The sequence below is a fragment of the Actinomycetospora flava genome (genome assembly GCF_037400335.1).
Lineage (GTDB): Bacteria > Actinomycetota > Actinomycetes > Mycobacteriales > Pseudonocardiaceae > Actinomycetospora > Actinomycetospora flava.
In genome coordinates this window covers 109,307-122,107 of the sequence record NZ_JBBEGM010000009.1, presented here as the reverse complement: position 1 = coordinate 122,107, position 12,801 = coordinate 109,307, and the positions used below count along the sequence as shown (strand labels likewise).

The window sequence follows — 12,801 nt, the reverse complement described above, 5'->3', positions numbered from 1 at the left end:
GGAGTAGAGATGCCCGGCCGCCGAGGAGTCGAACCCCGGCGACCGGGCGGCCGGCTCGATCCCCGTCGCTCACCTGAGATCGCCGTGTCGACCTCCGCGCCAGGTGGGCAGCGAGGAGCGGCCCAGTGCCGTGTCGAGGGCCCGGTCGGCGAGCACGACGGTCGAGTCGATGACGGGCAGGGGGCTGTCGTCGGGTGCGAGCAGGAGCGGGAGCTCGGTGGAGGCGAGGGCGACGGCGTCGCAGCCGCGTGCGGCGAGACCCCGGACGACCTCGACGAACCAGGCCCGGGACGCCTCGCTCGCGATGCCGTCGACCAGCTCGCCGAAGATGATCCCGTCGAGCCGCTCCGCGTCCGGTGGCGCGGGCGTCTCGACCTCGATCCCGTCGGCGCCCAGCCAGGTGGGGTAGAGCGCGCTGCCGGTGATGAACGCCGTGCCCAGGACGCCCACGCGGCGGTGCCCGGCCGCGCGGGCCGTCGTGGCGACGGCCTGGGCGATGTGGATCCCGGGGAGGGGCAGTTCGGGTCCGATCTCGTCGAGCACGAGGTGGGCGGTGTTGTCGGGACAGACGAAGAACTCCGCGCCCGACGCGGCGAGGCGCGCCACGCTCCGGGCGAGGTACGCCCCGACCGTGTCGAGGTCCCCGGCCTGCCAGGCGCGCAGATGGTGGCCGAACCCGATGTAGTCCAGGCTGACGTCGGGGTACGTGTGGCCGCCCAGTTCCGCGGCGCCGGCTCGGCAGTAGCGCAGGAAGCACTGCGCCGCGCCGTCCGGGTTGGCGGCCAGGATGCCGGCGTGTGGCACGGCTCCTCCTCCGCGTCGGTCAGACGTACTGGGCGTACTTGCCGGGGAACTGCTCGTTGATCTTCTTCATCCACTGCACCTCGGCGTCGTGGACGGGCTCGGGCAGCACCATCCCGGCCTCCATGAGCCAGCTGCTGGGGGTGTCGCTGACGACCAGGACGACCTGGTCGGCCGGCAGTCCGACGACGTCCTGGATGACCGCGTAGAGCTTGTCCATCAGCTCGTGGCGGGTCTGCTCGGAGCGTCCCGCGCGGCATCCGGCGTTCAGGATGAGCGACGGCTCGACGCGGCCCGCGGTGTACATCAGGCCCAGTGGCATCGGCTGGAACACGACCCGGACGAAGGGGTCGGGCGCGCCGGTGGTCTCGTGGTGGGTCTGGGTGAACCGGGTGGCGAGCGTGTCCCGCTGCTCCTCGGTGAGCTCCACTCCGCTGGTCACGACCTGGTAGACGGGCATCGGGTGTCCTTCCCCTCGAGGGCGGTCCCCGGGAGCGGGGTCCGCGACGGGAACGACGATGTCCGAGGGGCCTCCCACCCCGCTCCAACCCCGAGCCAACGACCCGGGACCGCGGTGAGCGCGCCCGGACGGGTGACCACTGCCCGAGCCCGTGCCAGAGTGGGCCGGTGCTCGAGGCGGAGCAGGTCGCGCAGGCCTATGCCGGGTGGATCGCGCACGGCGAGCCCGGGTTCCAGGCGATGATGCGGGACGATCTGCACGACCACGTCAGCGGCCGGCGCGGGCCGGGGACGTGGGACGTCGTCTGGGGCTGGATCGAGTCGAGCTTCGAGGAGCGCCGCGCCGAGCTGCACGGCTGGGGCAGGCTCGACGACGGGCGGATCGCGGTGTGGGTGACCCTGCACGGCCGGCACGTCCACAGCGGGATGCCCTGGCTGGGGGACCGGCCGCCGAGCGGCGCCCTGATCGCCTGGAAGCAGCTGCACGTCTTCGCCACCGACGGCGAGTACCTCACCGACCACTGGGCGGTCCGCGACGACCTCAAGGTGATCGAGGCCGTCGACGCCGCCAACGGCTGAGTGGGCCGTCCGTGGTCACCGACGACGGGCCGTGCGGCGCCGCGACGGTCTCTTCGTCGCGGCCGCGCTCGGCGACGGGCCCTCCCGGCGTGGCGTGCGGGAGCTGTTGGCGGTGCGTCCGCGGACGACGCCGATGAACTCCTCCATCAGCTCGGTGTTCTCCGCGTCCGGCCAGGTGAGGACGACGCTGGACTGCGGCGCGTCGGCCACCGGTCGGTGGGTGAGGTCCCGACGGTGGTGCAGCCGGGCCAGCGACTGGGGGAGGACCAGCAGGCCGACGCCCGCCGCGACGAGCTCGACCGCCTCGGCGGTCGTCGGGGGGTCGTACACCGCCGCCCGGCCCGGCCTGTCGCCGGGCCAGGGGAGGGTGTCGTCCTGCGGTCGGAGGACGACGTCGTCGGCCAGGTCGTCGAGCCCCGCCTCGTCGACCGCGGTGAGCACGTGCTCCTTCGGCGCGACGACCACGGTGGTCTCGGTGTAGAGCGGGATCGCGTGCAGCCCGGTCCGGTCGATCGGCAGCCGCACCACCCCGGCGTCCACCGTCCCGGCCCGGATTCGGTCCACCACCTCGTCCGTGCTCGCGCCGACGAGCTCGAGGGGGACGTCGGGACGACGCTCGGCCCAGATCCGCGCCCACTTGCCCGGCGTGGCACCCGGGACGTAGCCGAGCCGGAAGGTCACGGCGTCGCCGGGCTGGGTCACGGGCCCAGGCTATCGGCCGGTCGGGCCGGATAATCTGCACCGATGACGCGGCAGAGGGCGACGCAGACGATGAAGCCCGCGACGGCGGCGAAGAAGCTGGGCGTGCACCTCGACGCGACGCCCGCCGAGTTCCGCGACGGCGTCATCTCCCGGGAGGAGCTCGACGCGCTGCAGGCCGACCCGCCCGCGTGGCTGCGCGAGCTGCGGCGCGACGGCCCGCACCCGCGCCCCGTCGTCGCGGACCGGCTCGGTGTGTCGATCTCCGGCCTGGCCCGGGCGGAGATCACCGAGCCGCTGACCACGGCCCAGATCGCGGCGTTGAAGGAGGAACAGCCGGAGTGGCTGCGCCGCGAGCGGAACCTCCGCGCCGAGGTGCAGCGCGAGGAGGCCCGCCTGCGCGCCGAGCGCGCGGGCAACCAGGGCGCCCGCTAACCACTCCCGGCCGGCGCCCGCCCGGCGCGACGGCCTCCGTCAGAGGCCGCGGTCGTTGAGCACCGGGCGGAGGTCCTCGAGCTTGTCGTAGGCCCACCAGAGGTAGTTCTCCGTGCCGCCCTCGCGCAGCGGGTGGAGGTCGACGTGGTCGGGGTCGTCCTTGAACGCCTGGAACGCCTCGGGGGAGGGCCACTCGACGAGCACGAGGACCTGGCGGGGGGAGTCGCCGGTGCTGGGGGAGTCCTCGCTGAGCCTGCCCAATGCGACGACGCTGCCGCCGTGCTTGCCGACCGCGGCGACGGAGCGCTTCGAGTAGGCCTTGTAGTCGTCGTTCGGGGCGAGGTCGAACAGGTTCAGCGCATAGATCGCACTCATGGCGGCAGTCTGGCAGCGCCTACTCGGTCGCGAGGTCGGCGAGCAGCCACGGTTCAGGGGCGGCACCGCGGACCATGCTGACCTGCCCGGTGCGTTCCAGCACCGCCAGCCGGACCTCGTCCCGGCGCGCGGCGCCGGCCAGGCGCAGTCGCTGGCGCAGGTCGTCGTCGCTCATCCTGGCCCGTCGCAGCCCCTCGGCCCGGACCTCGCCGTCGACCACGAGGACCACGGGACGCCGGGTCAGGAGGCGTCCCCAGGCCGGTCGACGCTCCAGCCGCGCCAGGAGCCGCTGGAGGCCGAACAGGACGACGAGCGCGATCGCGCCGGTCGCGAGGGTCGGGTCGGCGAGCAGGGTCGTGCGACCCACCATCGCGCCGAGCGCGATCACGCACGCCACGTCCGTCCCCGACATCGTCGCGAGGCTGCGCGCGCCCGACAGGCGGACCAGGACGAGGAGGGTGAGGCAGATGCCCACCGTCGCGACGACCACCTGGAGCGCGGTGACGGGATCGGTACCGAGTTGGCCGGTCATGCCGGCCATCATCGGGGTGCGAGCCCGACCAGGCCGACCCCGAGAGCGGCCGGCGCGCTGGTGACGACGGCGTCGGGGTGGCGCCCGCCCAGGAGCAACGCCTGCTCCGCCCTCCGCCGGCTCGGCGGTGGGAGACGCGATACCGCAGAGGTATCGGCGGCGGTCGTGTGGTTCATCGCGGCCGCCGCGCCGGTCGGTGCGCGGCACCGTGACGGTGCGGCGGACACGACCACGGAGGGCCGACCATGGCTGTGAGCACGGTGCGGCTCGTCCGACTGCCCGGTCTGCGGTTGGCGGTCGACGACGGCGGATCGTCGCCGCCCGGGGCGCCACCGTTCCTGCTCGTCCACGGCTGGCTGGGATCCCACCGGACGTGGGCGCACCTCGCGCCGCGGTGGCGGGAGCAGCGTCGGGTCCTCGCGGTCGACCTGCGCGGGCACGGCGCCAGCTCGGCGCCGCCCTCCGGCTACGCGCTCCCGGACCTGGCCGGCGACCTCGCAGCACTGCTCGATGCGGAGGGGCTGCGCGGGGCGGTGGTCGTCGCGCACTCGCTGGGCTGCTCCGTGACGAGCCGGCTGGCGGTGCAGCGCCCGGACCTGGTCGCGGGGATGGTGCTCGTGGACCCGGACTACGGCGGGGATCCCGGTGCCCGCGACCGGCTCGCCGCCGTTGCGGCGATCCCCGACGACGACGTCCTGCGCGCGGCGGTCGCCGAGCTCTTCGACCGCATCGACGCGGACACCGCCTCGCCCGCGCTGCGGGCCGCGCACCGCGCCGACGCCGCGCGCGTCCCGGCGCACGCCGTCCGGGGGACGCTCGCCGGCCTCGTCGGCGGGCTCCCCTCGCCCCGCTTCCGGCCGGAGGCGGAGATCGTGCTCGCGCGGCGGACGCAACCGGTGCTGGCGCTGCACCGGCGCCCGGAGCAGGCCTCGTGGGAGCGCGGCCTCGTCACGCACCCGGACTCCGAGGTCCGCGTCTGCCCCGGCGCCGGTCACTGGATCCACGAGGAGCGCCCGGCCCGCGTCGCGGCCGCGGTCGACCGGTGGCTCCGGCGCGCCGTCCCGTCCCCGTCCCCCTCTCAGGAGGTGTCCTCGTGACCGTCACGTCCCTCGACCTCTCGGCCGCAGAGCTGCTGACCACCACCCGCGCGGTCCGGCGCCGGCTGGATCTCGATCGGCCGGTCGACCCGCTGCTCGTCCGGCGCTGCGTCGAGTTCGCGATGCAGGCCCCGTCGGGCCGGAACTCCCAGCGGTGGAGCTTCGTCGTGGTCACCGACCCCGCGCGGCGCGCGGCGCTCGCGGACCTGTGGCGCGCCGGGATCGGCCAGGGCGACAGCCCGATGTCCGACGCCGACATGCGGCGGGCGTACCAGGACCCGCGCTCGATGCAACGGGTGTGGAGCGGGCTCGACCACCTCAAGGAGAACCTGCACCGCGTGCCCGTGCTGGTCGTGCCGTGCATCGAGGGTCGGACCGACGGGCTCGGCGCCGACCGGCAGGCCGGCCAGTGGGGCTCCGTGCTCCCGGCGGTCTGGAGCTTCATGCTGGCCGCCCGTCTGCACGGGCTCGGCACCGTCTGGACCACCGGGACCATGCCCGTCGAGCGCGTCGTCGCGAGCCTGCTCGGGATCCCCTACGACACCGTGATGCAGGCCGCGCTCATCCCGCTCGCCCACACCGTGGGCACCGACTTCCGGCCGGGCCCCCGCGTCGACGTCGACGAGGTCCTGCACTGGGAGACGTGGTGAGCGGCCGGGTCAGCATCGTCACCGGAGCCGGTGGGGCTCTGGGCACCGCGATCGCCCGGCGTCTGCACGGCGCCGGGGACGTCGTGGTGCTGGCCGACGTCGACCGGGACGCCGCGTCGCGGGCGAGCGCCCGCATCGGTTGGTCCGGGGCCGACGAGCGGTTGCGGACCGAGCAGGTCGACGTCGCCGACCCCGACTCGGTCCAGCGCCTCGTCGACCGGGTGGGGGCGGGCTGCGGTCGCATCGACGTCGTCGTCAACAACGCGGCGATCCAGCGCCGGGGCGGGATCGCCGCCCTGCGGACGGAGGACTGGGACGAGGTGCACCGGGTCGACCTGCGCGGTCCGATGCTGCTCTGCCGGGCCGTCCATCCGTACTGGGAGCGGCAGCGGGCGGGGAGCGTGGTCAACATCGCCTCCCGTGTCTGGCTCAGCGGCGGCGCGCCGATCTACGTCGCGGCCAAGGCCGGCCTGGTCGGGCTGACGCGCTCGCTGGCGACCGAACTGGCCCCGCACGGGGTGACGGCGAACGCGGTCGCGCCCGGGTTCGTCGCGACCGCCTTCACCCGGCGCGGGCACGACGAGCAGAGCTGGTCGGACCTGGTGAAGCGGCAACGGCGCATCACCCCGCTCGGCACCCTCACCGAGCCCGAGGACGTCGCCCAGGCCGTCGCCTTCCTGGCGTCCCCGGCCGCGCGCACCATCACCGGCGAGGTCCTCCACGTCTGCGGCGGCGCCCAGCTGGCCCCGCTGCCGTGACCCTGCGCTGGGGCTACGCCACGGTCGCCCTGCCCACGCTGAGCCTCGCCGAGGCGGCCGCGGCCGCCGCGGGCGCAGGCTTCGAGGGCCTCGAGTGCAAGGTCGGCGAGCCGCCCCGCGCCCGGGACAGCCCGGCGCGCCGTTTCCTCGCCGACAACCGCACCACGCTGGACCTCGACCCGCGGGACGGCCGGCGCGCGGCGCGGATCAGCGCGGACGCCGGCCTCCACCTCATCGGGCTCACCCCCTACGTCCGCACCGGCGACCTCGAGACGTTCCGGCGCGTCGCCGCGCTGGCGCAGGCGGCCTCCGCGCCGCAGATCAGGCTGCAGGGCCCGCGCCCCCACCGCGGCGGGCCGGGCTACCGCGAGCTGTTCGACCGGGCCCTCGCGTTCACCGGCGAGGCCGCGGCGATCGCGGTCGACCACGGCAGCAGCGTCGTCGTGGAGATCCACCAGGACACGATCTTCCCGAGCGCCTCGCTCGCCGAGCGGCTGGTCGCGCACTTCGACCCGCACCGCGTGGGCGTGATCTACGACGTGGGCAACATGGTCGTCGAGGGCTACGAGGACCACCGGATCGGCATCGCGCTGCTCGGCGCGCACCTGCGGCACGTGCACCTCAAGAACGCGCGGTTCGCCCCGGACCCGGCGACGCCCGGGCCGGTGCGCGTGCACCGCGCGACGTGGAGCCCCCTCGACGACGGCGTGGTGGACGTCGGCGCCGTGCTCGGCCACCTCGTGGACGCCGAATACCGGGGCTGGGTCTCGCTGGAGGACCTGAGCTCGGAGCGGAGCCCGCTGGCGACGCTGCAGCACAACGCCGCCGTGCTCGCCGCGCTGCGGGCGCCGGGATGGCGAGGGTGAGCGCGGCCGGGTCAGCGGGCGCCGATCATGACCACGGCGAAGGTCGCGGCGTCCGGGCCGGGGTTGCGCCAGCGGTGACGGGTCCCGGTCTGCACGAACGCGTCGCCGGCCTCGAGGACCCGTTCCGCACCGTCGTCGAGCTCGAGCACCAGGCGCCCGGCGAGCAGGATCCCGAGGTCGGTCGTCCGGGTGGCGTGCATCCCCGGCTCCCCGTCGTAGGTCGCGAGGAGACCGGGGAAGAGGGACTCGAACTCGGCCACCTGCGCCGTCGTCGGAGGCGCGGTCTCGACCTGGTCCGGGGCGATGGTGAGCACGAAGAAGCGGTGTCCTCCCGGCGGCGGCAGGAAGTCCCCGGCCGTGGTCGGGCGGGACCCGTCCGCGCCGACGGCGGGCACCTCGTCGTCGGCCCACAGGGGCGTGTTCACCAGGCCGGCGAAGCCCGACGCCACGAGCGCCGCCGGTCGATCGTCCTCGACGAACACCGAGCGTCCGGCGCCGTCCCGTCCGGTCGTCACCAGCTTCATCGCAGGCCCTCCTGTCTTCTCGACGCGAGCACGCCCACCGTGCCCGGGACGAGATCGCGGGCGGGGGAGGGTCCACAGGAGGATCGGCCTGATACCTCCTGGATATCAGGGAGCAGGTCGATAATGCCGACGATGGAACTGCGGCACCTGCGCTACGTCGTCGCCGTCGCCGAGCACCGGCACGTCGGCCGGGCCGCGCGCGCCCTGGGGATCGCCCAGCCGCCGCTCTCGCGTCAGGTGGCGGCCGTCGAGGAGGAACTCGGCACGCGCCTGTTCGAGCGCACCGGTCGCGGCACGATCCCGACGGTGGCCGGCGAGGTCTTCGTCGCCCACGCCCGCCGCATCCTCGAGCAGGTCGACGTGGGCGCCGAGGACGCCCGCCGCGCCGCGCGCGGTCAGAGCGGGACGCTGCGGCTGGGGATCATCGGCTCCGCCCTCATCGAGCTGCTGCCGGGGCTGCTGGCGCGCTTCCGGACGACCCACCCCGGCGTCGGCGTCGGCTGCCGCGAGCTCTCCAGCGCCCAGAGCACCGCCGCGCTCGTCGCCGGCGAGATCGACCTCGCCGTCTGCCGGGGGATGCCGCGGGGCCCGGGCGCCGAGAGGCTGCAGGCCGTCGCGGTCGGCCACGATCAGCTCGTCGGGATCTGCTCGCGCGCCCACCCGCTCGCCGCCCGGGGCGTGATCACCGTCGACCAGCTGCGGCGGCAACCGCTGGTCCTGACCACGAGCGACGACGAGCCCTCGACGGTCACCGCCCTCGCGGAGCTCCTGGCCGACCGTGACGCGACCCTGTCGACGACCCACGCCCGCGACGTCCACACCATCATCGGCCTCGCGGCCTGCGGCTTCGGGGTCGGGCTCCTCCCGTCCTGCGCCCGCGGTCTCGTGCGCCCCGGTACCGCCCTGCTCGAGGTGGAGCCCGTCGTGCCGCTCCCCGACCTCTGCCTCGTCCACCGCGCCGAGACCGACTCGCCGGTGGTCGACGCCTTCCTCGCCGTCACCGCCGAGCACTGTCCCGGCGTCGGGTCCCGGCTGCGTGCCGTGCGGGGCCGCGCCGGGTGAGGCGTGCGTCAGCCCCAGACCGTCTCGGCGGCCCGGAGCAGCACGTCGAACTTGCGCCACTGCTCGTCCGCGGTGAGGTCGTTGCCCTCGATGGTGGACGCGAACCCGCACTGCGGGCTGATCGCGAGCCGGTCGAGCGCCACGTACCGCGCGGCGTCCTCGATCCGGGCGACGACCTCGTCGACCGTCTCCACGCGGGCGGACTTGGTGCTCACGACGCCGAGCACGACGGTGGTCCCCGGGCGCACGAAGCGCAGCGCGCGGAAGGTCCCGGCCCGTTCGGTGTCGTACTCCAGCAGGAGCCGCTGGTGGGTCAGCTCGCCGAAGACCTGCTCCGCGATGGCGTCGTAGGAACCCTCGCGGTGCCAGTGGCCCTGCTCGTTGCCGCGGCAGAGATGGATGCCGAACGTCGTGCCCGGTGTGTCCCGGACGACGGCGTTCTCGGCCGCGAGTGTGCGGGTGAGCAGCTCGGCGGGGTCCAGTCCCCGCCGCCGGAAGCGTTCGAGCGAGGGCGGGTCGACGTAGGCGGTCAGGCCCGGCGCGTCGACGTGGACGTAGCGGCACCCGGCGTCCACGAGGCCGGCGACGATGTCGCGCTCCACCGCGACGACGTCGTCGAGGAACGCCCACGGGTCGGGGTAGACCGCGGACGAGCCGGCGGCGTCGAAGGTCTGGAAGATCCTGTCGGGACCGAGCAGCGTCGTCTTCACCGGACGGTCGGTGCAGTCCTGCGCGAACACGAACTCGCGCCGCGGGGCGCTCTCGCGCAGCCGCAGGCGCTCGGTGGCGACGGTCGCGCTCGACGCGGACGGGGCCTCGGCGCGGTCGCCGGCGGCGGCGTCGAGCACCCGGTCGGCGTGGGAGGCCCACAGGTTGCCGCCCAGCTCCCGGTACCCGTCGACCTCGGCGAAGCTGTCCATGAAGGTGGACCGGCGGTACTCGCCGTCGACCACGACGGGCAGGCCGACCTTCTCCTGCGCGCGGACGACCTCGCGCACCGCGTCGTCCTGGGCGTCGCGCAGCGTCTCCGGCGAGAGCCCGCCGCTGCGGAACCGGGCGAAGGCCTCGATCAGCGACGGCGGGCGCAGGAGGCTCCCGACGTTGTCGACCCGCAGGTCGTCGAGGGGGCCGCTCGACATGGTGCTGTCCTTCCTGGTCACAGGGCGACGTTCACGGACTTGACCCGCGTGTAGCTGAGCAGCTCGTCGGAGGCCTCCTCGAGCCCGACCCCCGAGTTCTTCCAGCCGCCGTAGGGCATGCCGAGGTAGTGCGGCCCCGCCGTGTTGATCCAGACGTAGCCGGTCTCGAGGGCGCGCGCGACGCGGTGCGCGCGGCGGACGTCGTCGGTGAAGACGCTCCCGGTCAGCCCGTAGCGCACCCCGTTGGCGAGGGCGACGGCCTCGGGCTCGTCACGGAAGCGCAGCACGGTCAGCACCGGTCCGAAGATCTCCTCCGTGGCGACCGGGTGCGTCGGCGGGAGGCCGTCGAGCACGGTCGGCGCGATGAACAGGGCGTCGCCGACCCCGTCGGGTCGCCCGCCGCCGACCAGGACCCGCGCACCGTCGCGCCGTGCGTCGTCGAGGTAGCCGACGACGCGGTCGAACTGCCGCTGACTGACCATCGTGCCCTTGTCGGCGGCGGGGTCGAGGGGTGAGCGGTAGTGCTGCTCGCCGAGCAGGCCGCGGAGCCGGCCGACGACGTCCTCGGCGATCGACTCGTGCAGCAGCAGCCGCGACGTCGAGCCGCACGACTGGCCGGACCAGGTGAAGTTCATGCCCTGCACCGCGGCGCGCGCGACCTCGTCCGGGTCGGCGTCGGGGAAGGCGATCAGCGCGTTCTTCCCGCCGAGCTCGAGGGTGACGGTCTTGACGCCGACCTCGGCGGCGGCGCGCTGGATGCCGCGGCCGGTGCGCTCGCTGCCGGTGAAGCCGATGCGGTGGACGTCGGGATGGCGCACCAGGGCGTCCGGGACCTCGGGGCCGTCGCCGACGACGACGTTCACGACGCCCGGGGGCAGGACCTCGCGGCAGATCTCGGCGAGCAGCAGCGCCGAGAGCGGGGTGGCCTCGGAGGGCTTGAGCACGACGGTGTTACCGGCGACCAGCGGCGCGGCGATCTTGCTGGCCGCGAACATGATCGGGTGGTTGAAGGGGATGATCTTCGCGACGACGCCGTAGGGCTGGCGCTCGGTGAAGTGCAGGCCGGTGCTGGCGGGCACCGAGGAGCCCTTCATCTCCAGCGCCAGCCCGGCGAACCAGCGCAGCGCGGTGACGGCCATCCGCACGTCGCCCGCCATCACGGAGATCGGCGCCCCGCCGTCGACGGCGTCGAGCAGCGCCAGGTCGTGGGCGCGCTCGGCCACCGCGTCCGCGAGGGCGTGCACCACGTCGGCGCGCGCCGTCGCGGGCCGCGCGGCCCACCCGGGGTACGCGCGCCCGGCCGCCTCGACGGCGGCCGTGGCGTCGGCCGCCGTCCCGTCGGGGACCTCGGCGATCGCGTGCCGGCTGTAGGGGCTGGTGACGGTGAACGTCCGTGGGGTCGCCACCAGCTCGCCGCCGATGAGGAGGCGCCAGTCCCGGTCGAGCAGCTCGCGGACGCGACGGTCGTTGGCGGCCGCCGCGTCGGTGGAGTCCGTGACGTCGGTCGTCGTCACCGCACGCCCGCCTGCACCAGCAGCGGGTGGGTCTCCTCCTGGAACCGGGCCATGTCCTGCAGGTAGCGGGGCCACGACAGCACGACCCCGTCGAGCCCGCCGGTGGTGCTCAGCTCGATGAGGGTGTCCGCGACCTGCTCCTTCGTCCCGACGATCGGGTAGCCGGCCCAGCCCGCGATGAAGTGGAACTTCATGGCCTCGAGCGTCTCGGGGGCGAAGGACTGCGAGTTGATGCCCATGCCCGTGACGAGGTTGTCGACCGCCTCCCAGTCGCCCCGCTGGTTGACGTAGTAGTCGAGGAACTGCCGGGCCTCGGCCTCGGTGTCCTCCTGGACGACGTACGCGTTGGTCCAGACCTGCACCTCGCGGCCGTACTCCTCGCGCGCGAGCCGCTTGAGGTCGTCGACCTTCACGCGCATCGCCTCCGGGCTCTGCTGCGCGAGGTCGGAACTGGCGAACAGCACGTCGCAGTTGCGGGCGCCGAAGTGCCGTCCCGCCCCGGAGCTGCCGGCGTTCATCAGCACGGGGTGGGGCGCCTGCAGGGGCCGGGGCGCGATCGAGGCCTCGGTGACCCGGAAGTACTTCCCGTCGTAGCTGAACGGCTCCTCGGCGGTCCAGAGCCGCACGATGATGTCGACCCACTCCTGGCCGACCGCGTAGCGCTCGTCGTGGGGGAGGAGCTCCGCGCCGAACATCTCGATCTCCGGGGCGTGCCAGCCCGTGACGACGTTGAGCGCGAGCCGCCCGCCGGAGATGTGGTCGATCGTGGCGGCCTGCTTGGCCGCCATGACGGGGTGGATGGTCGGGACGTGCGAGGTCACGAAGAGCCCGGCCCGCTCGGTGGCGCTGGCGATCCCGGCCGCCCAGGTGAAGCACTCGAACCCGGCGCCGTTGAAGTTGGTGGGGCCGCCGAAGCCGCGCCAGCGGCCGACGGGCACGAGCGCCTCGAACTCCATCGCGTCGCCCATCGCGGCGAGCGCGGTCGTCTGGCCCCAGTCGGCCTCGAGCACGCCGTCGACGGTCGAGATCGCGCAGCCGCCGGACAGGTTGGTCGAGAAGGTCCCGAGCCGGAGCGTCCGGTCGACGTAGACGGGGTGGCGGGCCTCGCGCAGCTGGTCGGCGCGCGGCGTCTCCGGGCGGGTTCCCACGGTCACGGCGTCCTCCTCGACGGCAGGGAAGGAAATACAACGTATACGGAGTATTGAGGAAGCTACGAGCGGTCCCGATGCCTGTCAACGGCCTGATGTGCAGCTTCGGCCCGGCCGGCGAGCTGACGCCCTGCGATCCGTACACGGTCGACCGTGCCGAGTA

The 12,801-nt window shown here is 74.3% G+C and carries 16 protein-coding genes; 7 read left to right on the top strand and 9 right to left on the bottom strand.

The window, feature by feature from the left end; translation table 11 throughout:
* Positions 1–69 precede the first annotated feature (69 nt).
* Together WCD58_RS21005 and WCD58_RS21000 are read right to left on the bottom strand one after the other, a co-directional pair.
* Positions 70–804, bottom strand: a complete 735-nt coding sequence (locus WCD58_RS21005; RefSeq protein ID WP_337705016.1) for an aspartate/glutamate racemase family protein — start codon at positions 802–804, stop codon at positions 70–72.
* A 19-nt stretch (positions 805–823) separates the two neighbouring features.
* Positions 824–1,261, bottom strand: coding sequence for a tautomerase family protein (locus WCD58_RS21000; RefSeq protein ID WP_337705015.1), 438 nt, complete (start codon positions 1,259–1,261; stop codon positions 824–826).
* A gap of 167 nt (positions 1,262–1,428) precedes the next feature.
* Between WCD58_RS21000 and WCD58_RS20995 the strand changes: the two genes are divergently transcribed.
* Positions 1,429–1,839 carry a hypothetical protein gene (locus WCD58_RS20995; RefSeq protein ID WP_337705014.1) on the top strand — a complete coding sequence of 137 codons (411 nt, stop codon included), beginning with the start codon at positions 1,429–1,431 and terminating at the stop codon, positions 1,837–1,839.
* 15 nt (positions 1,840–1,854) lie between these two features.
* Here the strand turns inward: WCD58_RS20995 and WCD58_RS20990 are convergent, their stop codons facing one another.
* On the bottom strand, positions 1,855–2,541 hold the full coding sequence (locus WCD58_RS20990; RefSeq protein ID WP_337705013.1) for a LysR family substrate-binding domain-containing protein: 687 nt from the start codon (positions 2,539–2,541) through the stop codon (positions 1,855–1,857).
* 42 nt (positions 2,542–2,583) lie between these two features.
* Between WCD58_RS20990 and WCD58_RS20985 the strand changes: the two genes are divergently transcribed.
* Positions 2,584–2,973 (top strand): DUF5997 family protein, encoded by a 390-nt coding sequence (locus tag WCD58_RS20985; protein ID WP_337705012.1) that lies wholly within the window; start codon positions 2,584–2,586, stop codon positions 2,971–2,973.
* A 39-nt stretch (positions 2,974–3,012) separates the two neighbouring features.
* On the opposite strand, the gene WCD58_RS20980 is transcribed toward WCD58_RS20985, so the two are convergent.
* Positions 3,013–3,348, bottom strand: coding sequence for a DUF1330 domain-containing protein (locus WCD58_RS20980; RefSeq protein ID WP_337705011.1), 336 nt, complete (start codon positions 3,346–3,348; stop codon positions 3,013–3,015).
* 19 nt (positions 3,349–3,367) lie between these two features.
* Positions 3,368–3,880: a DUF421 domain-containing protein gene (locus WCD58_RS20975; protein WP_337705010.1), complete on the bottom strand. Its 513-nt coding sequence runs from the start codon at positions 3,878–3,880 to the stop codon at positions 3,368–3,370.
* A 245-nt stretch (positions 3,881–4,125) separates the two neighbouring features.
* Between WCD58_RS20975 and WCD58_RS20970 the strand changes: the two genes are divergently transcribed.
* From WCD58_RS20970 to WCD58_RS20955, 4 genes are read left to right on the top strand one after another with little or no spacing between them, the layout of a single operon-like run.
* Positions 4,126–4,977 (top strand): alpha/beta fold hydrolase, encoded by an 852-nt coding sequence (locus tag WCD58_RS20970; protein ID WP_337705009.1) that lies wholly within the window; start codon positions 4,126–4,128, stop codon positions 4,975–4,977.
* Positions 4,974–5,627 carry a nitroreductase family protein gene (locus WCD58_RS20965; protein WP_337705008.1) on the top strand — a complete coding sequence of 218 codons (654 nt, stop codon included), beginning with the start codon at positions 4,974–4,976 and terminating at the stop codon, positions 5,625–5,627. The genes WCD58_RS20970 and WCD58_RS20965 overlap by 4 nt, the downstream gene beginning before the upstream one ends.
* The gene (locus WCD58_RS20960) at positions 5,624–6,385 is read left to right on the top strand and encodes an SDR family NAD(P)-dependent oxidoreductase (RefSeq protein ID WP_337705007.1); all 762 of its coding nucleotides are present in this window, start codon (positions 5,624–5,626) and stop codon (positions 6,383–6,385) included. Before WCD58_RS20965 ends, WCD58_RS20960 begins: the two co-directional genes overlap by 4 nt.
* Positions 6,382–7,251 carry a sugar phosphate isomerase/epimerase family protein gene (locus WCD58_RS20955; protein ID WP_337705006.1) on the top strand — a complete coding sequence of 290 codons (870 nt, stop codon included), beginning with the start codon at positions 6,382–6,384 and terminating at the stop codon, positions 7,249–7,251. Before WCD58_RS20960 ends, WCD58_RS20955 begins: the two co-directional genes overlap by 4 nt.
* A gap of 11 nt (positions 7,252–7,262) precedes the next feature.
* On the opposite strand, the gene WCD58_RS20950 is transcribed toward WCD58_RS20955, so the two are convergent.
* Positions 7,263–7,775 (bottom strand): cupin domain-containing protein, encoded by a 513-nt coding sequence (locus WCD58_RS20950; protein ID WP_337705005.1) that lies wholly within the window; start codon positions 7,773–7,775, stop codon positions 7,263–7,265.
* Positions 7,776–7,907: 132 nt separating this feature from the next.
* On the opposite strand from WCD58_RS20950, the gene WCD58_RS20945 reads away from it, so the two are divergent.
* The gene (locus WCD58_RS20945) at positions 7,908–8,837 is read left to right on the top strand and encodes a LysR family transcriptional regulator (protein WP_337705004.1); all 930 of its coding nucleotides are present in this window, start codon (positions 7,908–7,910) and stop codon (positions 8,835–8,837) included.
* Between the two features lie 8 nt (positions 8,838–8,845).
* Here WCD58_RS20945 and WCD58_RS20940 read toward each other — a convergent pair whose 3' ends face one another.
* The 3 genes from WCD58_RS20940 to WCD58_RS20930 are packed head-to-tail and all read right to left on the bottom strand — an operon-like array spanning position 8,846 to position 12,644.
* Complete coding sequence (locus WCD58_RS20940) at positions 8,846–9,976, bottom strand: cobalamin-independent methionine synthase II family protein (protein ID WP_337705003.1); 1,131 nt, start codon at positions 9,974–9,976, stop codon at positions 8,846–8,848.
* 17 nt (positions 9,977–9,993) lie between these two features.
* Entirely contained in the window at positions 9,994–11,490 is a 1,497-nt protein-coding gene (locus tag WCD58_RS20935) for an aldehyde dehydrogenase family protein (protein ID WP_337705002.1), read from the bottom strand.
* A complete protein-coding gene (locus tag WCD58_RS20930) occupies positions 11,487–12,644 on the bottom strand; it encodes an LLM class flavin-dependent oxidoreductase (RefSeq protein ID WP_337705001.1) in 1,158 nt (385 codons plus the stop codon). Before WCD58_RS20930 ends, WCD58_RS20935 begins: the two co-directional genes overlap by 4 nt.
* Positions 12,645–12,801: the final 157 nt, after the last annotated feature.

What these genes read in the sequence shown, in the direction of transcription:
- WCD58_RS20985 (WP_337705012.1), top strand. Translation starts at nt 2,584, where the DNA reads ATGACGCGGCAGAGGGCGACGCAGACGATGAAGCCCGCGACGGCGGCG.
- WCD58_RS21000 (WP_337705015.1), bottom strand. Translation starts at nt 1,261, where the DNA reads ATGCCCGTCTACCAGGTCGTGACCAGCGGAGTGGAGCTCACCGAGGAG.
- WCD58_RS20945 (WP_337705004.1), top strand. Translation starts at nt 7,908, where the DNA reads ATGGAACTGCGGCACCTGCGCTACGTCGTCGCCGTCGCCGAGCACCGG.
- WCD58_RS20950 (WP_337705005.1), bottom strand. Translation starts at nt 7,775, where the DNA reads ATGAAGCTGGTGACGACCGGACGGGACGGCGCCGGACGCTCGGTGTTC.
- WCD58_RS20980 (WP_337705011.1), bottom strand. Translation starts at nt 3,348, where the DNA reads ATGAGTGCGATCTATGCGCTGAACCTGTTCGACCTCGCCCCGAACGAC.
- WCD58_RS20975 (WP_337705010.1), bottom strand. Translation starts at nt 3,880, where the DNA reads ATGACCGGCCAACTCGGTACCGATCCCGTCACCGCGCTCCAGGTGGTC.
- WCD58_RS20970 (WP_337705009.1), top strand. Translation starts at nt 4,126, where the DNA reads ATGGCTGTGAGCACGGTGCGGCTCGTCCGACTGCCCGGTCTGCGGTTG.
- WCD58_RS20940 (WP_337705003.1), bottom strand. Translation starts at nt 9,976, where the DNA reads ATGTCGAGCGGCCCCCTCGACGACCTGCGGGTCGACAACGTCGGGAGC.